18 protein-coding genes are annotated in these 20,935 nt (G+C 62.3%); 9 read left to right on the forward strand and 9 right to left on the reverse strand.

Annotated elements, in window-relative coordinates; all coding sequences use genetic code 11:
* Positions 1–63 precede the first annotated feature (63 nt).
* Complete coding sequence (locus tag HYG82_RS21970; protein ID WP_179259290.1) at positions 64–687, forward strand: RAD55 family ATPase; 624 nt, start codon at positions 64–66, stop codon at positions 685–687.
* 364 nt (positions 688–1,051) lie between these two features.
* On the opposite strand, the gene HYG82_RS21975 is transcribed toward HYG82_RS21970, so the two are convergent.
* Positions 1,052–2,032 carry an FKBP-type peptidyl-prolyl cis-trans isomerase gene (locus HYG82_RS21975; RefSeq protein ID WP_179259291.1) on the reverse strand — a complete coding sequence of 327 codons (981 nt, stop codon included), beginning with the start codon at positions 2,030–2,032 and terminating at the stop codon, positions 1,052–1,054.
* A gap of 88 nt (positions 2,033–2,120) precedes the next feature.
* Here HYG82_RS21975 and cyaB point away from each other — a divergent pair, with 88 nt between their 5' ends.
* The 5 genes from cyaB to HYG82_RS22000 all read left to right on the forward strand — a co-directional run bounded on the left by cyaB (position 2,121) and on the right by HYG82_RS22000 (position 7,463).
* Complete coding sequence (cyaB, locus tag HYG82_RS21980) at positions 2,121–2,663, forward strand: class IV adenylate cyclase (RefSeq protein WP_179259292.1); 543 nt, start codon at positions 2,121–2,123, stop codon at positions 2,661–2,663.
* A gap of 126 nt (positions 2,664–2,789) precedes the next feature.
* Positions 2,790–4,010: a methionine adenosyltransferase gene (locus HYG82_RS21985; RefSeq protein ID WP_179259293.1), complete on the forward strand. Its 1,221-nt coding sequence runs from the start codon at positions 2,790–2,792 to the stop codon at positions 4,008–4,010.
* A 220-nt stretch (positions 4,011–4,230) separates the two neighbouring features.
* Positions 4,231–5,490: an MFS transporter gene (locus tag HYG82_RS21990; protein ID WP_179259294.1), complete on the forward strand. Its 1,260-nt coding sequence runs from the start codon at positions 4,231–4,233 to the stop codon at positions 5,488–5,490.
* A gap of 111 nt (positions 5,491–5,601) precedes the next feature.
* Positions 5,602–6,780, forward strand: coding sequence for a tRNA sulfurtransferase (locus HYG82_RS21995; RefSeq protein ID WP_179259295.1), 1,179 nt, complete (start codon positions 5,602–5,604; stop codon positions 6,778–6,780).
* Positions 6,781–6,833: 53 nt separating this feature from the next.
* Complete coding sequence (locus HYG82_RS22000) at positions 6,834–7,463, forward strand: DUF5804 family protein (RefSeq protein WP_179259296.1); 630 nt, start codon at positions 6,834–6,836, stop codon at positions 7,461–7,463.
* A gap of 93 nt (positions 7,464–7,556) precedes the next feature.
* Here HYG82_RS22000 and HYG82_RS22005 read toward each other — a convergent pair whose 3' ends face one another.
* Positions 7,557–8,300 (reverse strand): hypothetical protein, encoded by a 744-nt coding sequence (locus HYG82_RS22005; protein ID WP_179259297.1) that lies wholly within the window; start codon positions 8,298–8,300, stop codon positions 7,557–7,559.
* 100 nt (positions 8,301–8,400) lie between these two features.
* Positions 8,401–9,384 (reverse strand): PLP-dependent cysteine synthase family protein, encoded by a 984-nt coding sequence (locus tag HYG82_RS22010; RefSeq protein WP_179259298.1) that lies wholly within the window; start codon positions 9,382–9,384, stop codon positions 8,401–8,403.
* A 227-nt stretch (positions 9,385–9,611) separates the two neighbouring features.
* Between HYG82_RS22010 and HYG82_RS22015 the strand changes: the two genes are divergently transcribed.
* Positions 9,612–9,992, forward strand: coding sequence for a TlpA family protein disulfide reductase (locus tag HYG82_RS22015; RefSeq protein WP_179259299.1), 381 nt, complete (start codon positions 9,612–9,614; stop codon positions 9,990–9,992).
* A gap of 41 nt (positions 9,993–10,033) precedes the next feature.
* Here HYG82_RS22015 and HYG82_RS22020 read toward each other — a convergent pair whose 3' ends face one another.
* The 4 genes from HYG82_RS22020 to HYG82_RS22035 all read right to left on the reverse strand — a co-directional run bounded on the left by HYG82_RS22020 (position 10,034) and on the right by HYG82_RS22035 (position 15,010).
* Positions 10,034–11,599: an acyl-CoA carboxylase subunit beta gene (locus HYG82_RS22020; RefSeq protein WP_179259300.1), complete on the reverse strand. Its 1,566-nt coding sequence runs from the start codon at positions 11,597–11,599 to the stop codon at positions 10,034–10,036.
* Positions 11,596–12,114, reverse strand: coding sequence for an AMP-binding enzyme (locus tag HYG82_RS22025; protein ID WP_235217789.1), 519 nt, complete (start codon positions 12,112–12,114; stop codon positions 11,596–11,598). Before HYG82_RS22025 ends, HYG82_RS22020 begins: the two co-directional genes overlap by 4 nt.
* Before the next feature lie 210 nt (positions 12,115–12,324).
* Positions 12,325–14,553 carry a thioredoxin domain-containing protein gene (locus HYG82_RS22030; protein WP_179259302.1) on the reverse strand — a complete coding sequence of 743 codons (2,229 nt, stop codon included), beginning with the start codon at positions 14,551–14,553 and terminating at the stop codon, positions 12,325–12,327.
* Positions 14,554–14,815: 262 nt separating this feature from the next.
* Complete coding sequence (locus HYG82_RS22035) at positions 14,816–15,010, reverse strand: cold-shock protein (RefSeq protein ID WP_179259303.1); 195 nt, start codon at positions 15,008–15,010, stop codon at positions 14,816–14,818.
* A gap of 1,638 nt (positions 15,011–16,648) precedes the next feature.
* Here HYG82_RS22035 and HYG82_RS22040 point away from each other — a divergent pair.
* Positions 16,649–16,834, forward strand: coding sequence for a hypothetical protein (locus HYG82_RS22040; RefSeq protein ID WP_179259304.1), 186 nt, complete (start codon positions 16,649–16,651; stop codon positions 16,832–16,834).
* A 131-nt stretch (positions 16,835–16,965) separates the two neighbouring features.
* Positions 16,966–17,220: an antitoxin VapB family protein gene (locus HYG82_RS22045; protein ID WP_179259305.1), complete on the forward strand. Its 255-nt coding sequence runs from the start codon at positions 16,966–16,968 to the stop codon at positions 17,218–17,220.
* Between the two features lie 124 nt (positions 17,221–17,344).
* Here the strand turns inward: HYG82_RS22045 and acnA are convergent, their stop codons facing one another.
* Together acnA and HYG82_RS22055 are read right to left on the reverse strand one after the other, a co-directional pair.
* Positions 17,345–20,077 carry an aconitate hydratase AcnA gene (acnA, locus tag HYG82_RS22050; RefSeq protein ID WP_179259306.1) on the reverse strand — a complete coding sequence of 911 codons (2,733 nt, stop codon included), beginning with the start codon at positions 20,075–20,077 and terminating at the stop codon, positions 17,345–17,347.
* A 266-nt stretch (positions 20,078–20,343) separates the two neighbouring features.
* Entirely contained in the window at positions 20,344–20,877 is a 534-nt protein-coding gene (locus tag HYG82_RS22055; protein ID WP_179259307.1) for a hypothetical protein, read from the reverse strand.
* Positions 20,878–20,935: the final 58 nt, after the last annotated feature.

Consider the following 20,935-nt stretch of genomic DNA (forward strand, 5'->3'; position numbering starts at 1 on the left):
GGTCAGACACGTTATCCTAGGGCAAAGAGTTATACAGGTTCTACGATAATTGGTGGTACTTGTATGGTCGGTCGGTTGGATACCGGAATCAACGTGCTCGATCGAAAGCTCGATGGTGGCCTCCCACCGGGTTGTATCGTCGCGTTCACCGCCGAGCCGGCCAGCCAATCGGAGCTCCTCCTCTACGAACTAACGGCCGCTCGCGGAACGCTTTATCTCTCGACGGAACGTTCGGACGACGCCGTGCGACACGCCATCGAAACCTCCCCGTCGGCCGTCGGCAGTCCAACGATCAGACACGTCGCCAGCGAATCCCCGATCGAGGAGGCAACGCGGCTCATCGGTGCCTTACCCGACGGGGCCAACCTCATCGTCGATACGATGGACGTCCTCGAGCGATGTAACACGGAAGACTATATCGCGTTTCTCAATGAGCTCAAATCACAGATGCTCGAGACCGGGAGCATCGCCGTCCTACACTGTCTGAAGGGGGACGAGCCCGCAAACCGATCGCGGACTTACCACGCGGCCGACGCCGTCTTCGACCTTCGAACGGAGATCGCCGGGACGGAACTCGAGAACCACTTGACCATCCCGAAGTTCCGCGGCGGCAGCCAGCCAACTGACGCGATCAAACTCGAGTTGACGGAGGAAGTCGCGATCGACACGAGCCGAGACATCGCCTGACCGAATGTACCGATTTTGTACCCCCTGTACGTCTGGGTGCGGTGTGACGCTCCCATCACGAGAGCCGGAAACACCAGTCTAAACGATATCGCGACGCCGATCGCGATCGCAAACCGGTTCCCGGTCAGCAGGAACCACTGCTCGATCGCTGCGATCAGCCGTTTCGACTCCGACTCGGCATGGTCATTCCTCGAGCTGACCAGTAACTGCGGCGCCTGGATACCTCTCGCTGCACAAAAATTGATCCACGCACTATCGTGTGGTCGCCACGGAGAGACCCGCAACCGTAAACCCAATCCCGATCACCGAACCATCGATTTCTGTCGCAGACAACCAAACGCACTCAAGCGCGGTGTCGCGGTCCTTACTCTTCTGCGCCTTCGAGTTCTTCGACGATCTCGTCGGCATCGACGTCGGCGTCCTCGAGGGCCTCCTCGATGTCGCCGCCGCCCATACCGCCCATGCCGCCCATCATGCCGCCCATTCCCATGCCGCCCATGCCGTCGATGACTTCCTGGACGATGACGCGGTCGACGCCGACCTTGTCGATGATGTCCTGACCGATCTGCTGTTTGCCCATCATCCACTGCTGGTTCATCGTCATCTGGGGCGTGGCCTCGAGGTAGAGCGTCTCCTTTTCGACGGTCTCCGTCTCGAACTCGGGTTCTGCGGGTTCGTCATCTTCGCTTTCCTCGTCTTCGTCGGGTTCGACGGGAACCTCCTCCTCGACTTCGTCAGTCTCGATCCAGAGGTCCGGTTCCATCCCGAGATACATCTCGAACAGGCCGGCCGCCTGTTGTTCGCGGTCATCGACCTCGTCGAGCACCGTGTACTCGTACTCGACGTCGTCGCCCGCGAGCGGGTGGTTGAAGTCGACGCGGGCGCGCCCACCGATAATCGTACTGATGTAGCCCTGCTGGCCGTCGATCTGGACGTTCGCGCCGGGGTACCGGTCGTCTTCGTCTATCTTCTCGGCACTGACGGTCTGGACGTCATCGGGATCGTACTCACCGAAGGCGTCCTCAGCTGAGATCGTCACCGAGCCAGAGTCGCCGACTTCGGAGCCGGTGATGGCGTCTTCGACGCCCTCGAAAATGTGACCCTCACCCAGGACGATCGTTCGCGGCTTGAACTCCTGACCCTGGTCGTCGACACCCTCCTCCTCGGCGACGTCGGGGTCGGTCGTATCGACCAGCTGTTCGTCTTCGACTGTGTAGGCGGTGTATTCGATCTCGATGAAGTCACCTTCCTGCAGTCCTTCGGCTTCCTCGGTGTCTTCGTCTGCTACTTCTTCGTCGACGTCATCGGCCTGCTCGTCGAGTTCGGCCTCTTGTTCCTCGGTCATACGTGGTACGTCCGTCCGTCTACATTTAAGTACCGCGTTTTCGTGCGAGAGCGACCGATACTTACGACCGCTTTTCGTTACCTCGAGCATGTACGAGGTGGAGGTGAAGGTCCCAGCCGATCTCGAGGCCGTTCGAAATCGCCTCGCTGAGCTCGAGGCGATGCCCCGAGGCGTGGTCGTTCAGATCGACACCTACTACGACGCGCCTCACCGATCGTTTCCCGAGACCGATGAAGCACTTCGGATCCGCGAAGAACGACCCGCCGACGGATCCGAGGAGACGCGACTTACCTACAAGGGACCGCTCGTCGACGACGAATCCAAGACCCGCGAAGAGGTCGAAACCCTCGTTGACGACGCCGACGAACTAAACGAGCTCCTGGCGAAACTCGGGTTCGAACCTGCCGCGACCGTCCGAAAGGAACGGGACTGCTTCGAGTTCGACGGGTACACGATTACCCTCGACGAGGTCGACGGCGTGGGCGAGTACGTAGAAGTCGAAACGGACGTCCAGTGCGAGGCCGAACTCGAAGACGCCAGAGAGGGTGCGTACGACGTTCTCGAGCGCCTGGGTCTCGATCCAACCGATCAGATCAGAACCTCGTACCTCGGATTACTGCTCGACTCGTGACCACTCTCGCCCCGCGTCCAGGTCAGAGAAGACAGTAGCTTTGAGACGGATAACTCACGGCAGTTATGATGCAACTCCTCAGTCATATCCGCAAGTTATACGACCACGCTCTGTTAAGGGCCGGCAATGAGCGAGCGGAACATTCGAATCGGCTCTATCGATCGACAGGCAGTCGAGGATCAAGACGTCGAGATCGTCGAGCGAAAGGGGATCGGCCATCCAGACTCCATTTGCGACGGAATCGCCGAGAGCGTTGCCGGGGCGCTCGCGAGAGAGTACCTCGATCGTGTCGGTGAGGTGCTACACTTCAACACCGACGAGACCCAACTCGTCGCGGGCGAAGCCGCACCAGCCTTCGGCGGCGGCGAGGTCATCGATCCGATCTACCTGTTGATTGTCGGCCGCGCGACCAAACACTACGAGGGCCGGACCATCCCCGCCGAAACCATCGCGCTGCGGGCCGCACGGGAGTATCTCGAATCCGAAATCCCACAACTGACCGTCGGTGAGGACATCGTCGTCGACGTCAAACTCGGCGAAGGAAGCGGCGACCTCCAGGAGGTTTTCGACGAAGACGATGAGGCGGCGGGATCGGTGGGCGTCCCGATGGCCAACGACACGAGCTTTGGCGTCGGACATGCCCCGCTGACCGAAACCGAGCAAATTGTTATCGAAACCGAACGCCGTCTGAACGGAGACTACGCGGCTTCGAATCCGGAACTCGGGCCGGACGTGAAGATCATGGGTAAACGAGAGGGCGAGAAGATCGACGTTACCGTCGCAGCGGCGATGGTCGACGAACACATTGCGGATCTGGACGCGTACATCGACGCGGTCGAGTCCGTCCGCGAGTTCGTCGCCGACGTCGCGCGCGATCACACGGCTCGCGAGGTCGACGTCCACGTCAACACGGCCGACGATTACGAGGAGGGCTCGATCTATCTGACCGTCACCGGAACTTCAGCCGAGCAGGGCGACGACGGCTCCGTCGGGCGAGGCAACCGCGCGAACGGGCTCATCACGCCCAACCGCTCGATGTCGATGGAAGCCACCAGCGGGAAAAATCCGGTCAACCACATCGGCAAAATCTACAATCTCCTCTCGACCGAGATCGCCGAGGAGGTCGTCGCCGAGGTCGACGGTATCCGCGATCTGCGTGTCCGCCTTCTCTCCCAGATCGGCCGCCCCATAGACCAGCCCCACGTCGCTGACGTGCAGGTCGTCACCGACGACGGCATCGCGGTCTCGGACGTCGAACAAGAGGTCAGGCCGATCGTCGACCGGGAACTCGGCGACGTTACCGAAATCACCCGTCGCGTGATCGACGGCGACCTCTCGACGTTCTAAGGAGCGCCCCCGTCAACGAGGCCGGTTCGGCTCTGTTCGAGGGTTCTCGACAGTGGTGATCGCTGCCGATCGGTTTTACACCGCCTCTGGCGCGAAAACCGGCAGGTGCGTACGGTGTCGGAATCATTTAGATCCGGCCCCGTGTACCCCGTCCCGGACCGAAATACGCCGTCTCGAATCCAAACACACCGTCCCGGATCGAAATACGTAGTGACCACCAGTGTCCGACTCGAGTTCTCGATCGACGTCTCGCACGGTCGTGTACGCCGTCGTCGCGAGCACCTTCTTCGTCGGCTTCGGCGGTGGAGTCGTGTTTCCGATTCTCCCAAATCTCGGCGAAGTAGTCGGGATTTCGGCGTTCGTCGTCGGCATCATCCTCTCGGCGAATCGCTGGACGCGACTGTTCGCGAACGCGCCGGCGGGGATGTTGGTCGATCGAATCGGCACTCGCACCCCCTTCGTCGCGGGGCTAGCGATCGAGGGATTCGCAACCTTCGGCTACGTAATCGCGATCCGGTCTCCGGTACCGGCGTTCTGGTTCGTCCTCGCGCGGATCACGTGGGGCGTCGGTAGTGCGCTCGTGTTTGCGACGGCGTACACGATCACCGCCGACGTCAGCGAGGCCGACTCGCGGGGAACGAGCATGGGTATCGTCCGAGCGGGAATCACGTTCGGATTTCCCGCCGGGATGGTTCTCGGCGGAATCGTAAGCGAAGTCTACAGCAACGTCGCCGCGTTCGTCCTCGCGGCTTCGTTCGCCGGTTTTGCGAGCGTGATCGCGTACTTCATCGTCCCGGAGACGCACGTCGACACCTCGGATTCTTCGATCGGATCGTGGGACCTCGAGATCACCCTCCCGGCGGTGACCATCGGTTTCGTAAACTTCGGGCTCTACTTCGCATACTTCGGCGTCCTCTTCTCGACGCTCGTGTTATACCTCGAGGTCGAATCGATGGGGCTCGCGCTCGAGCTAGCAGGAGTCGGTATCGACTACGCCGAACAGGGTACATCCGGACTCCTGATGGCGATTTCGGCATTTTCTGGAGCGATATTTACGATATTCGGCGGTAAGATCAGCGATAGCGTCGGCGCTCGCGTTCCCGTTTTGCTCGTCTTTCTCGTGACGAGTTGTAGCGGGTTTGCAGTCCTCACCCTCGCTCCGTCGCTCGGCACCATCGTCTTCGGGTGTGCTCTGATCGGGGCCGGACAGGGCGGCGTCGGCGGCCCGTTGACTGCCTTGCTCGCGGATCTCACGCCCGAAGAGCGAATGGGAAGGGCGATGGGAACGAACAACGTTTTCGGTGACGTCGGCGGCGCACTCGGCCCGCTGATCTCGCTGCCGTTCGCCAACGCGGTCGGGTATGACGTATTGTACGCACTCAGTGCTGTTATTCCGCTATTGGCCGGTGCCGTCCTCGTCGCTGGAATCTACACTCATACCGGAAGCCTGAGTCCGGCAATCGAAGAGTCGACCGTCTGAGTTGGCCCCCCGCGATCGGAGCATCGATCATTTGAAATGGCCATCCGCGGATGCTCGAGACCGACACCGACCTCGCAATCCCCTTATAGCTACGGCCGACTATCACATGCTATGCACCCTCCGGGAGCGGATACCGTCCTCGTTCGTCACGGGGACCTCAACACGAAGAGTAACACCGTCAAGCGGCACATGGAGGGTCTCCTCGTCGAAAATATCGAGGCCCTTCTCGCAGACCGGTCGATTCCCGGGACGGTCGAACGCCGGTGGAATCGGCCGTTGATCCACACGAAGGAGGATGCAGTGGCGGACGCGACCGCGACAGCGACCGATACGTTCGGCGTCGTCTCGGCGAGCCCCGCACTGACCGTCAGCACCGAGAAAGGTCGGATTCTGGATGCGCTGGCGGAGACTGCCAATGCGTGCTATGACGGCGGGACGTTCGCAGTCGACGCGCGTCGGGCGGACAAGACCCTCCCCTACGGGAGCGAAGAACTTGCTCGCGAGGGCGGCACTGCCATCTGGGAGAGCGTCGAGGACGAGTTCGAACCGGAAGTCAACCTCGACGACCCCGATCTCACGTTCGGCGTCGAAGTGCGCGAGGATCTGGCGTTCATCTACCTCGAGACGGTCCCCGGTCCGGGTGGGCTGCCCCTCGGTTCTCAGGAGTCGGTGATCGCGCTGGTCAGCGGCGGAATCGACTCGCCGGTCGCGGCCTACGAGATGATGACACGCGGCACTCCGATCGTGCCGGCCTACGTCGACCTCGGCGATTACGGCGGGATCGACCACGAGGCGCGCGCGATGGAGACCGTCCGAGTTCTCTCGGAATACGCACCGAACTTCGACATGCAGGCGTACAAGATTCCCGGCGGCGAGACGGTGGACCTGCTGGTTGGGGAGATGGAACAGGGCAGAATGCTCTCCCTGCGACGGTTTTTCTATCGCGCCGCCGAGACGCTCGCGGAGCGTGTCGACGCAAACGGAATCGTCACTGGCGAGGCGGCGGGACAGAAGTCCAGTCAAACCGTCCGAAACCTCGGCGTCACCAGCCGCGCAACTCGCCTCCCGATCCATCGTCCGCTTTTGACCCGAGACAAGCAAGACATCGTCGCGACCGCCCGCGAAATCGGCACCTTTACCGGCTCGACGATCGACGCCGGGTGCAACCGCGTCACCCCCGATCGCGTCGAAACGAACGCTCGCCTCGAACCGCTTCTCGAGGCCGAACCTGACGGTCTGCTCGAGCGGGCCGAGGAAGCCGCGAAGCATGCGAAACTCGTCGAACCGTAAACCGAACGACGAAGCCGAAACCGACATTACCCAACCGCACCCACCACAGCGTAGTGACCCGCGTCTGTCTCATCGGCGAAGACGAGAGCACCCTCCGGTACGAGTTGCTCTCCCGGGAAACGGCTCGTGATGCCCTTTCGACGTACGACCTCGAGCGCCCCTTCGAAAACTCTCTCGCGGTCCGGACGGTGAGCGTCGGCGCTGCCGTCTCGCTGTTGAACGACCTCGATTGGTATCTAACCCGGTTCGTCGACGAGGCACTCGTTCAGGAACCGAGCGTCAGCGAAGCGGAGTGGCTCTCACGACCGTTAGCCCGACAACTCCGAAACGGTACGGTCGACTCTGCAGAGACGGCCGAGTACTGCAAGATCTACGGCCTCGAGCGAGTCGAAACGGCCGTTGAATCGCCCGTCGACGACGGTTCTGGGGACACCGACTCGAGTTCAAACGCGCAGAGAGGTTCAACTGCCGCTTCCGACGCGACGAGCAACGACGAGAACACATCACCGGCGCGGACGGAGGACTCGAGCGACGCCGACCGGGCGGAGACCACCGGACCGACCTATCGGCTCGTCGAACCATTGTACGTCCGCCGAACCGACGACGAACTGCCCGAATACGACCTCCGGGACGTCGAGGACGTCCTCGTCGTTCGTCTGACCGAAGCCGAATACACTCCCTGATCGCCGCTCACTCGATTCCGCACTCTCGGGATGTCGTGCGCGCCGCCGCGCTGTTGTCGGTGAACCAGAGACGGTTCAGCGGTCGGAAACGCGTCAGGAATCGACCGACTGACTGTCGCTTCCGCTGCCGTACGACGATTCCTTGCTCGCGCTCGCGGAGGAACTCTCGCTTGCGATACCGATCCCATGTTCCTGACCGTCCTTGTCGACGATCGTGGCGGAGATCCGTGTCAGCGGCTCCGCCTCGAACGTTGCCCGGACGAGTCGTCCGACGGTTCGTACCTGTTGACCGCACATATCGTTCCCGTCGGGGACTTCCCGAACTGCGGCGTCGAGGGCGAGTTCGTCGTCGTCTTCCGTCTCCGAATCACCCTCGTCGATATCGATCTCCTCGAGCGTCATCTCGTAGCAAAGATTCGGTCCGGTCGCCTCGAGTGCGACGATAATCGACGTCTCGAAGTCTGTCTCGTCGACGAACTGGGTGACCGCGTCCGACTGAGTCCCCCGGTCGGCGAACCAATCGTTCGCATCGTTTTGATCGAGAATTAGACCGGCGTCGGGCGACTCGACAGGCTCTGGGTAGTAGTACGGCTGCGTTTCGCAGTCGGCCAGACCGTCGGGCAGGTCGCCGATCTCGTCGTCGGGGTCAGTCTCCGGAGCCCCGTCGCCGTCGTCCGTTTCGTTTCCACCGTCACCATCACCGCCACCATCACCGCCACCATCACCGCCACCGTCGCCGTTCGACGCGTTTCCGGGATCGTCGGCGACACAGCCGGCAGAGAGCGCGATCATCGAGGCGGTACCACACAGCAGACTCCGTCTGGAGGGGCGTGTCATCGTATCCGATCCTACGAAGGTCTGGGTTAAGGGGATTCGGCTAGGTAAAAGAACTTTTTGTGCCAACGGCGGTCCGGAGCCGGGGGCCGTCAGTGGTTGCTCAGTCGAAGAGTCCGGTCGAGAGGTACCGTTCGCCGCTGTCCCAGAAGACGGTGACGACGAGCGGGCAGTCGTCTGGTGTCCGCCCGCCATCGGTTTCCGACGACGCGGGTCGTCCACCGCCGTCGAAGGCGGTCGGCACGTCCGGACAGTCGACATCGGGATCGGCGATCTGCCGGGCGATTCGCTGGGAAGCAAGACTCGTGGCACCGCTCGATTGGCCGACGAGGACGCCTTCATCGCGGGCGAGACGTCGGCACTCCTCCTCGGCGTTCTCGAGTTTTACCGTCTCGACCCGGTCGATCAGATCGACGTCGAGGTTATCGCTGACGAATCCAGGTCCCATCCCTTGGAACTCGTCCTGTCCCGCCTCGCCGGTCGAGAGAACGGCGTTTCTGTCCGGTTCGACCGCAACGATGTCCATTTCGGGGAACTCCTCGCGAAGCCGTCGACCGGTTCCCGAGAGCGTTCCCCCGGTCCCGACGCCGGCCACGAACGCGTCGATCTCACGGTCGCCGACCTGCTCGACGATTTCCTCGCCCGTCGTCCTGTAGTGGGCCTCGGGATTTGCGGGGTTCTCGAACTGCCCGAGCTGGATCGCCCCCTCGGCCTCGAGCTCGTCCGCTCGTTCGCGGGCGTCTGCCATCTCTCCGTCGACCAACTCGAGGTCGGCCCCGTAGGCGGCCATGATCTGCCGGCGCTCCTTGGACTTCGAGGCCGGCATGACGATCGTCAGGTCGTAGTCGCGTGCAGCCGCGACCAGCGCGAGGCCGATACCGGTGTTCCCGCTCGTCGGTTCGACCAGGCGGTCGCCTGGTTCGATCAGTCCCTCGCGTTCGGCAGCCCGGATCATCTCGCGGGCCGGTCGATCCTTGGCCGAGCCGCCGGGGTTGAACGATTCGATCTTGGCAGCGACCGTCACGCCATCGGGCGAATCGACCTGGACGAGCGGCGAGCCAATGGTGTCCAGAATGCTCCCTTTCATTGTTCCTGGATTGGGAGCCCAGACGTAAACGCATGCTGGACCGAGGCAGGACGTGCCGGCTCGTTGCTGGTCGCCTCCCCTCGCACAACGGTACCCCACGGAGCCGGAGTGTCCAGAACGTCCTCCCCTTCGCCGGTTGGTCACTCATTGCGATCCCCAGCGGTGCCTCGAGCGATCACCCCGCCAGAAACACCGCGGTTAAGCCGACGGAGCCGCAATCCGTTCGTATGAGTCTCGAGACGATGCGGCCGAATCCGACGTGGGACGCGGCCAGCTACGATGAGGCGGTCGAGACGCTCGCGGCGCACAGCGACGAACTGACCTACAAGATCTGGGGCGGCGACTGGTGCAAGGACTGTCGCGCCCTGTTGCCCGACTTCGGCGCGGCGCTCGAAGCCGCCGAGGTTCCCGGCGAGCGCATCGAGGAATTCGCCCTTGACCAGGACAAGGAGGGTCCGGGGGTCGAAGAGTACGACATCGAACTCATCCCGACGATCGTCGTGGAAAACGACGATGAAGAGGAAATCACCCGGTTCGTCGAGGAAGAAGACGTGCCACCGGCCGTCTGGCTCGCCGACGAGATCGAGACCGCGGTCGAGGCGGCATAGCTCGTCAATCGAACGACGAAGGCCGGCAAGGCCCGCCGGCCTCAGATCGGATCGATCGGCCGCTTCTTGGGCGGCCAGTCGTTCTCCCGCGGTTCGTCAGCTCGAGCGAACGCCTGCAGGATTCGCTTGCGAGTGTCTTCGGGCTGGACGACGCCGTCGGTTCCGACACGAGAGGACGCACGGACGGCGTCGGTTCTGTCTTTGAACTTCTCGATCAGTTCCTCGCGTCGGGCATCGGAATCGTCAGCTGATTCGATCTCACGGCGGTAGGCGATGTCGACGGCTCCCTCGATACCCATGGCCGCGACTTCGGCCGTCGGCCACAGCACCGTCAGCTCCGAGTCGATCGATCGGCCGCCGCCCATGGCCACGTAGCCGAACCCGTAGCCGCGCCGGAGAACGACGTTGGCAATCGGGACCGTCGCGCGAGCGAGTTCGTACGGAAGTTTTGCGGAATGTCGGGCAATCCCCTCGCGCTCTGAATCGGGCCCCGGCAGAATTCCGGGCACGTCGGTCAGTGTGACGATCGGAAGCCCGTACGCGTCGCAAACGGCCGCGAAGTGGGCTGCTTTTTCCGAGGCACCCGTATCGATGGCCCCCGCCTTGATCCGGGGGTTGTTGGCAATGATGCCGACCGGCTCGCCCTCGAGACGGGCGAAGGCGGTGACGATGTTCCGGGCGTAGGTCGGTTTGAGTTCGAACACTGAGTCCCGGTCGACGATTCCCTCGATTATCTCGTCGATGTCGTACCCCTTTCGCGGGCTCGAGGGGACGATTTCACGCAACCGCTCGCCGTCGACGGCCGGCGGTCGGGAGTCGGTCGTTGGCGGCTCTCGACGGGAATTTCGCGGCAAATACGAGAGAAACGTCCGGATCGCGTCGAGGCAGGCTTCGTCGTCATCGCACGCAAGGTCGGCCATGCCGGTTTCCGTCGTCTGAAACCGCGCGCTGCCGAGTTCCGCTTTTGTCCCGTCGACGCCGAGTGCGGCCTCGACGAGCGACGGGCCGGCCACGCCCATCGTGCCTGTCCCTTCGACGATCGGGACGAAGTCCGATAGTGCCGCGAAGTTCGTCGGTGCCGCGAATGCCGGCCCCATCATCGCCGAGACGACGGGAACCCAGCCGGAGAGGGCGGTCTGGAGTTTCGAGAACCCGTTGTCGCCGCGGGCGAACGGCGCGGCGTCGAGCCCTTCCTGAATGCGGTGGCCACCGCCGTCGTGCAGCATGAGCAGCGGCAATCCGCGGTCGAGGGCCCGCTCTGCGACGCGGGCCATCTTGCGACCGCCTGCGTGTCCGATCGAGCCGCCCTTGACAGTGAAGTCGGTGGCGAAGAGCGCGACGGAGCGGCTATCGATCTCTCCGTAGCCCGTGACGACGCCGTCGGTCGGGGCGTCCTCGCGCTCCCAGTCGGTCGTCTCGGGCGTCGTCGGCATCGGTGACGCGAGGCGGCCAATTTCCTCGAACGTCCCATCGTCGAGCAGGTAGTCGACGCGCTCACGGGCGGTCAATTTGCCGAGTTCGTGCTGGCGCGCAACGGCCTCCTCGCGCGCATCGTCGGAAAGCGCTCGTTTCGCTTCGGCGATCGTTTCGAACGGATCGTCGGTCATTCGAGGAGTTCCTCCCGGAGTTCGAACTTCCGCAGCTTGTTCGTCTCCGTCGTCGGAATCTCGTCGACGACGAACGTCTCGTCTGGCTGCATGAACTCGGGGAGTCGCCCGTCCAGGTGGTCGTCGATCGCTGCGGACGTCACGTCGGCGTCCTGGCGCGGTTCGACGGCAAGGCCGATCTGATCCTCGCCGCCCTCCGGCGCGGGGATCGGGAACGCGGCCGCGGCGTCGACGGCATCGTGGCTCGAGACCGCGTCCTGGATCTGCATCGAGGAGATGTTTTCCCCTCGGCGGCGACTCACGTCGCCCAATCGGTCGAAGTACACGTTCCCGTCCTCGTCGCGGTAGGCGGCGTCGCCGGTGTGAAACCAGAGGTTGCCGGTAGCCTCTAGCATCCGCTCGGGTTTGGCGTGGTTGTGATCGAGGAGTATTCGGGGCTGGTTCGGCCTGATACAGAGTTCTCCGACCGCACCCGATCCCAGTTCTCGTCCGCGTTCGTCGAGCGTGGTGGTCATGATCTCTCGTGAGGTTTGGCAACAGTGTACAAGAAATGCCGAGAAGCGGTAACATTTTGTGCGAAGTGCGCTCGGACCGCTACCATTGTTTATGCACGAAGCGGATACGAACGAGAGCGTTCCCTTCGTCATGGGACGACACTCGCCGAGTGGTCGGATCGCAACCCGCACGATGCGTCGAATCCGTTCGAATAAGGCCCGACGGTATTCTCAAAACGGGGCGTCGGCTACGTCGCCCGCCCCCGAACCCTCGTCTGCATCCCCGAGCCACTCGAGCGCGTCCGTCACGTCGTGAGTCGGCGGCGAGCACGTCCGGTCCCGGCAGACGTACAGCGTCGCCTCACCGTCACGAGCCTCGCGGTGCGCCCAGATCGGGGGAGCCTCAGCGAATCCGAGCATATCGAGCCATTCCTCGAGTCCCTCTTCGGTCGGCGGCCGCAGCGCAAAGAGCCGGTCCGGGAAATATCGCGACGCGAACTGTTCGCGCCACGCTTCGGGGAACTCGTCGGCGGCTACCGTCACCTCGAGAAGCCCCGACCGGAGACGGTCGGCGGCGAGACACAGCGTCGCGTGTTCGAGCGTGTTCGCCTCGATTCGGTTCGCGTGAGTTTCGAGGACGGTGGCGGCTACGCCTTCGAAATCCTCGTCGACGGCTTCGCCGTCTGCTCGGGGGACCGTCGATCCCTCGCTGGTCGCGAACTCATCGAGCGCGAGCAGCGTTTCGACCGCGACGCCGGCCGCGGAGGGCGTCGACTGATCGCCGAGCTCCTGGGGCCGCGTAACGAGCGATTCGCCGCTCTCCGGGGTAAAGTAAAGCGTGCCCCGTTCCGCATCCCAGAACTCGACCTCGATGATGCGAGCCAACTCGAGCGCGAAGGCGAGGTGGTCGACGTCGCCGGTGGCCTGGTAACAGTCCAACGCCCCCCGTGCGAGGAAGGCGTAGTCCTCGAGGTAGCCGTCGATCGCGACGTCCCCATCCTTGTATCGCCGCGAGAGTCGCTGTTCGTCCTCGTCCCAGAGTCGATCCCGGACGAACTCGAGGGCGTCGACGGCGGTGTCGGCGTGGTCGTCTTCCCCGAGCACCAGCGCCGCCTCGGCGAACGTCGAAATCATCAATCCGTTCCAGCTCGCGAGTACTTTCTCGTCGCGGTCGGGCCGCGGGCGCTCTTCTCGGGCCTCGAACAACCGCTGTCGGGCCGACTCGAGTCGCTTCAGGATCTCGCTTTCCTCGAGATCGAAGCCGACGGCGAGTTCCGACACCGGAGTCACGCGGTTCGGCTGGTTTTGCCCCTCGAAATTACCCGACCGGGAGATGTCATACCGCTTGCAAAACAGCGCCGCATCCGCCTCGTCCTCGAGGACGTCCTCGACCTCGTCGGGCGTCCAGACGTAGAACGCACCTTCCTCGCGCTCGCCGGTCTCGAGGGACTCGCTCTGGGCGTCGAGTGTGCTGAAAAAGCCGCCCTCGTCGTGGGTCAGCTCCCGGTCGACGAACGCGAGCGTTTCGTCGACGACCTCTGCGTATCGTCCCTTGCCGGTTATCTGGTACCCGGCGAGGAACGCGCGTGGAATCTCTGCGTTGTCGTAAAGCATTTTCTCGAAGTGAGGCACCGTCCAGTCCCGGTCGACGCAGTAGCGGTGGAAGCCACCGCCGACGTGGTCGTAGAGCCCGCCCGACGCCATCGCGCCCAGGGTCTGCTCGAGTACGTCGAGGTAATCCTCGTCTCCGGTTCGGTCGTACGCCCGGGCCAGCACCCGGAGACGCGTCGGCTGGGGGAATTTCTGGCCGGAGCCGAAGCCGCCGAACTCCCGGTCGGCGTTCCGAACGATCGCGTCTGCAGCCGTTTCGAGGATGTCACTTGATGGCGGCTCGGCGCTCGCGCCGGCGTCGGTTCCCGTGGCGTCGGCTGTCTCCTCGAGCCGATCTTTCGCCGCATCGGTCCACTGCTCGGCGCGGTGTTCCATCTCCTCGCGGTCGTCCCCGTTCGTCCAGGAGTCGCTAATCCGATCGAGCAAATCGCGAAAACCGGGCTGGCCACGTTGGCCCTCTTTCGGGAAGTACGTGCCGATGAAAAACGGCTTCCCTTCGGGGGTGAGCCACGCCGAGAGCGGCCAACCTCCCTGCCCGCGGACGAGCTGGCAGACAGTCATGTAGATGCTGTCGACGTCCGGGCGCTCCTCGCGGTCGACTTTGATCGGGACGAAGTTCTCGTTTAGTACCTCGGCGACCGCTTCGTCGGCGAAGCTTTCCTCTTCCATGACGTGACACCAGTGACACGCCGAGTAGCCGATGGAGAGGAATATCGGCACGTCCCGTTCCCTCGCGGCCTCGAGGGCCCGCTCGTCCCACGGCTGCCAGTTGACCGGGTTGTCCGCGTGCTGGCGCAGGTAGGGACTTTCCTCCTCCTCGAGGCGATTTCGTGACGTGGGGTCGGTCATGAACGCACGTACGGGCGGTGGTTGTAAAAGAGCGATGTCTGTGCCCGTTCGGCCAACAGCGACGGTCGATCGAAGTGAGCGATTCGCAATTCGGTCCGAGCTATGGCGAGGTGCCGTCGAACTGCTTGCAAACCCGACCGTGATGCTCACACTGAGCGATACCTACAGAGTGCGAAGCGATCACGAAGACCACTGATCAGGTCGCACGATTCGAAAAATGAATTCGTCGTTCACGGTCGCCGAGGCGACAATGAAATCGAAATTAGTTGCGGACGACGTTCGTCGCGCGAGGACCCTTGGGGGCCTGTTCGATATCGAACTCGATGTCTGTGCCTTCTTCGAGGTCCGGGCCGCCAACGTCTTCCATGTGGAAGAATACGTCATCGTCTGCGTCGTCCGTCGAAATGAAACCGTAGCCGCCTGTGTCGTTGAAGAAATCAACCTTACCGTTTGCCATTACACTACTTCAGAGTGTGACTACACGGTTAAGTATTCCGTATTTGTTTTCGAACTCCGCTAATAAAGATCAGAAAGGTCTGGAATATAGTATTGCAGTAGATATTCATCCACTATCTCGGCTGTATCGGGATAATAGTGTCCGCTACGGGACGATGGCGAAAGACTTCCGATGTATCCACAGTTTCACGACATCGTGTAGTCCCTGGTCTCGCGGAGTGGTCGCTGACACCGTCTGCGATGATGTACCGTCGTGTTCAATACATCCTCGTGAGGGGGCACCGAGTCATCTCCACCGTTCGCGATTGTGCTCTTTTCGAGAGAGACACCGGACTGGTAAGACACCGCCTCCGAGTGGCCGCGATAGGTGGCTGGGGAACGCCTCGAGTGTTATTTCCGTGGGCGTTGCTCGAGGATGTCACACTCGTCGTGAGGAGGAGCAAAGTCGGGTAGACGGCCACTATAGTCATCGATTCGCCGCTTCGGCACCGTGCTATCGTTTATTTCGGCGATGCCACGGCTACCCGACTCGACGAGGTCGTCCTGTTTTTGACGCCCGCCGTCGTACTGCTCGGAGTAGCTCGCTCGGAGATAAGCGGTGGGTTCGCGCAGCCCTCGAGAATCGCTCGGTCAGTCTCACATAGATCATCGTAACCCACGAATTCGATCGTTCTTCTTCTCGGGTTTCAATAGATGAATGGCGATTGCCAATTGCACATCCGTATCCTGCAACAGTTTTGAGCCAAATGCTTCGACGCAGAAATTACACCGTCCGATTACCACTATTCGTTCGAATTTTCCTCTCTCGGGTCTTCGACGAGTTCGTAGAGTCCCCTCGAGGGACGGTGAATCCATCTGGCGTCTCAGAGGCTTGGCAGGCAGAACTCGACATTGCTTTTCGAGAGGCCGGTTTCGTCCATCAATCACCGCGGATTTGCACGGCCCACGGATCGCCACGATCGCGGCCGTCTTTCAGCGCCTCGAGGATTTGCTCGTCCTTTTCGGTCGGCGAATATCGCCCGTTGGCATGTCCGGGCGTTTCGTATTCAACCGATGTGAATACTAGGATCTCATCGGCTACGCTATGAAAAACTCGAACGGAAAGGGTACAAACAGCGGAAATTCCTCGGAAAAACGCTCTGCTTACTCGTTTCGTGGGTCGCCCTCGAGTTCGTACAGACCGGTTGTGACTTTATTCACCCATCCAGCGGCGATCAATTGGTTGAGTGCGTAGTTGATCTGTTGATCGTTGAGATTCGTCCGTTCTTTGAGTTACTTCGGCGTTGCGCGCCCCCCTCGAGAACCTCGAGAACATCGTCTTCGTTCGTTGTCAGTTCGTACTCTTCGTTCATCGCCAGATGTGAAGGGATACTCATCACATTACCAAGTGTGTTATCAATAGTAGTATTAGAAAATTCTATCCGAGAGTTTTTCTAGCGCTATTAGAGAATATTAAGAACAATTACGTGTACTTCGAAGTAGAGGCACAGGTGTATCGTTCGAGTCGACTCTCGGCCGGGTGGTAGGATACCCGACCTGTGTCCTCGGTCAGGACAATGAGTGTTCGACAACGCGCTTCCGAAACGGTTTCGGACGCACAGACGACCGACAACTCGAGCCACACGGAGATCGATCAAGCGTGACGACGGACGCAGACGATCATACACGCATTCGTCTCGAGGAACTCCTCGCCGCCGTTCGGACGACCGACGGCCCCCTCATCGAACCGCTGTCGCTCGAGCCGGCGATTCGAAACATCGAGGAAACGCTCGAGGCGTACGAGCAACTCGATTCGAGCGCAGTTTCGCCGGAGGACGTCCGATAATCGATTCGCGATTGTCGGTCAGCTTTCAGAGCTGATCGACCGTCTCGATACGGGTGATCACGAGGGCCAGTCGGTACCTCTGAACCAAAGGCAAACGTACCGGCACCGCGAAAGACACGCAGAGAAAATCCGTGGACGAAACGATCCGAGTCAGCGAGTCGGTAACGCGGAAGCTCGACCGATACCGGCGGGACGGTGAGAGCTACGACGATGCGATCGAACGACTGCTCGAAGAGAAGACTGCCGGTGCCTTCGACGATGGGTTCGGTCGGTGGTCGAACGAGGAGGCCGACAGCGTTCGCGAGGCGCGCCGAAACTCGAAAGAGATGCGGAACCGGCGGATTCGCGAGCGCGTCGAGGACGATACACAAAATACCCGGACGTGACGTTTCTTATCGACTGTCAGGACTGCGAAGCGGCGACCAGGGTATCGGTATACTCCATCGGCTACCGTCGTGGCGCTCGAGTCCGGAAAAAACAAATCGCGTCTTTCGAGTCCGCCTGTCCCCGTTAGAGTTCCTCGGTGAGCAGTCGTCGCAGCACGAGGTGGAGGACGCCGCCGTTCTCGACGTACTCGACCGCCATCGGCGTGTCGACCTGTGCGGTCACGTCGAACTCGGTGACCTCGCCGTCGTCATCCTCGGCGGTGACGGTTAGCTCTGCGTTGGGCTCGAGGCCGTCCTCGAGGCCCTCGATCTGGTAGTACTCGGTGCCGTCGAGGCCGAGTTCCTCCCAGCCCTCTCCCTCAGCGAACTGCAGGGGCAGGACCCCCATGCCGATGAGGTTGTCGCGGTAAATGCGCTCGTAGCTCTTGCCGATGGTCGCGCGGATGCCGAGCAGGTCGGTCCCCTTGGCGGCCCAGTCGCGGCTCGAGCCGGTTCCCAGTTCCTCGCCGGCCATGACGATGAGCGGGGTGTCGTCCTCGCGGTAGCGCTCGGAGGCCTCGAAGACGGTCGTCTCGTCGCCGGTCGGGTGGTGGATGGTGTAGCCGCCCTCCTTACCGTCGAGCAGCTGATTCTCGATGCGGACGTTCGCGAAGGTGCCGCGCATCATGACCTCGTGATTGCCGCGGCGCGACCCGTATGTGTTGAACTCGTAGGGCTCGACGCCGCGTTCTTTGAGCCACTGGCCGGCGGGCAGGTCCTCGCTGAACGGCCCGGCGGGGCTGATGTGGTCGGTCGTGACGGTGTCACCGAGCGTGAGCAGCGCGCGGGCGTCCTCGACGTTGTCGACGCCGGGCTCCTCGAGCGGGAAGTCCTGGAAGAACGGCGGCTCGCGGATGTAGGTCGACTCGGGGTCCCAGTCGTAGACCTCGCCGGTCGGGGCGTCGAGGGCCTCCCAGCGCTCGTCGCCCTCGTAGATGCTCGCGTACTTCTCCTCGAACATCTCGGGAGAGATGTTGTCGTGGATCGTCTCGCGGACCTCCTCGGTATCCGGCCAGACATCCTCGAGGTAGACCTCCTCGCCGTCGTCGTTGGTGCCGATCGGGTCGTTCTCGAGGTCGATGTCCATCCGACCCGCGAGGCCGTAGGCGACGACCAGGGGTGGACTGGCGAGGTAGTTGGCCTTGATCTTCGGGTGGATGCGGGCCTCGAAGTTACGGTTGCCCGAGAGGACGCTCGTCGTCCAGAGGTCGTACTCGTCGATGGCTTCTTCGACGGGCTCCGGCAGCGGGCCGGCGTTGCCGATACAGGTCGTACAGCCGTAGCCGACGACGTGGTAGCCGAGTTCCTCTAAGTCGTCGAGCAGGTCCGCACGCTTCAAGTACTCCGTGACGACCCGGCTCCCGGGTGCGAGGCTGGTCTTGACGTATTCGGGCACCTCGAGTCCCTGCTCGGCTGCGTTCCGCGCTAGCAGGCCGGCCGCCACCATCACCGATGGGTTCGAGGTGTTCGTACAGGACGTGATCGCGCTGACGAGGATGTCGCCGTGGCCGATTTCGACTTCGGTACCGTCGTCGAGTTCGACCGGGACCTTCTCGTCGAGTCGGGGCGTGTTCTCCGCGACGAGTCCGCCGTCACTCTCGGCGGCACCCGAGGGGATGACGCCCTCTTCTTCGAGCAAGGTCGGGAAGTGCTCGTCCAGATCGCCCATCGGGATGCGGGCGTGGGGCTTCTTGTGTCCCGCGAGGCTGGGTTCGACGTCGCCGAGGTCGAACTCGACGACATCGGTGAACTCGGGGTCCTGCTCGCCGAACAGGCCCTGGGCCTCGAGGTATTCGCGGACGAGTTCGATGTGGTCAGGCTCGCGCCCCGTCAGCTCGAGGTATTCGAGGGTCTTCTCGTCGACCGGGAACATGCTGATCGTCGATCCCTGCTCTGGGGCCATGTTCGAGATGGTCGCGCGGTCGGCGACGGAAAGTTCGGAGACGCCGGGGCCGAAGAACTCGACGAACTTGTCGACGACGCCGACCTGGCGGAGCTTCTCGGTGATGTGGAGTACGAGGTCGGTCGCGGTCGCACCGTCGGGGAGTTCGCCCGAGAGGCGAACGCCGACCACTTCCGGCAGACTCATATTGATCGGCTGGCCGAGCAGCGCGGCCTCGGCCTCGATGCCGCCGACGCCCCAGCCGACGGCGCCGATGCCGCCGATCATCGGCGTGTGACTGTCGGTGCCGACGAGCGTGTCGGGGACGAGCCACTGCTCGCCGTCGACCTCGCGCTCGTGGACGACGCGACCGAGGTGCTCCAAGTTGACCTGGTGGACGATGCCCGTTCCCGGCGGGACGACGTTGAACTCGTCGAACGCCTGCTGGGCCCACTTGATCGCGCGGTAGCGCTCTTCGTTGCGCTCGTATTCGATCTCGACGTTTTTCTCGTAGGCATCCTCGCTGCCGAAGTGGTCGACCTGAACGCTGTGGTCGATCACGAGGTCACAGGGGACTTCGGGTTCGACGACAGTCGGGTCGACACCCTTGCGGTCGGCCGCCGATCGCAGCGCCGCGAGGTCGACGACCGCCGGCACGCCCGTCAGGTCCTGCAAGACGACCCGCGAAACCGTAAACGGCACCTCGGCGTCTGGCACGTCGGGTTCCCACGAGGCCGCCGCGCGGACGGCGTCAGCGTCGATCGTCTCGCCGTCGGCGTTGCGCAGAACCGACTCGAGCAGAATCCGGATGCTCACCGGCAGCGAATTGAGGTCACAGAGTCCTTCGTCCTCGAGAACCGTCAGGTCTGCCATCTTATACGTCTCGCCGCCGTGTTCGAACTCCCGGATCGCATCCGAGTAGTCGTCAGTTGCCATATCCCGACTTGGGACCCGGGGGATTTGAAACCGTCGAGAACAGGGCATAGAGCCCACCAATACCCTTTATTTGTCGGATATGGCCTCTCATGGCGTTCTACCGACTGTTCTGCGCACGGAGACTGTGCCGACGAACGCACTACCCGAATTCAGGAGGGCTGTCGGCTCGAGCTAACGGCGTGTACTCGCCGTCGCGGTCACGGTTCGTCGATTCTTCACCGCTCAGTGCCAAGCCCGGTGGGGAACCAGCCGAACCCGTCGTGGGACTATGGCGTGTCCGACTCGGAACCGACGCGTTGGACGGATGACTGAAAGAGATTCAGCTGGTTGCTGAACATCTGTGCATCCGCTTCGAACTCGTATTCCACACCGGACTCGAGCACCCCCCTGGTGAAAACGAGCGTTGACGCGTCGACCACCCTCCCATCGGCCACCGAGCGCGTAACGTATCCGCGGTATTCGTCGGGCCGGGTAAGAACCGACGTCGTTTCGCCCGTGGGGAGCCTGAGTAATCGAATGGTTAGTAGCCGAGGTAGCTGGCCAACCACCCGAAAGCGCATTCCGGCTCGGTAATTTTGCACCGCAACGAGAACGGATTCGTCGATTCGCTGTGGCGATTGCGCCGCTGGGTTTCGCGAACCGATTTCACGTTCTGCGACCGGCTCGAACCCGAGTCCGTACCCGGGCGCCGATTCGATCGCGATCGCATTCGTTGGCGGGCTGGGAGCCGCTTTCCACTGGTGTCGTACGTCTGCACCGTTGCAGTCCGTCGTCCGGTTTTCGCGTTCGTTCGAGTTCACGAGCCACACCATGTGCGATTCGGTGGAGTTTATCCCACTATCAGGCGGATAGGTTTGC

Origin of the sequence: Natrinema halophilum (assembly GCF_013402815.2) — an archaeon.
In the GTDB taxonomy this organism is placed as follows: Archaea; Halobacteriota; Halobacteria; order Halobacteriales; family Natrialbaceae; genus Natrinema; species Natrinema halophilum.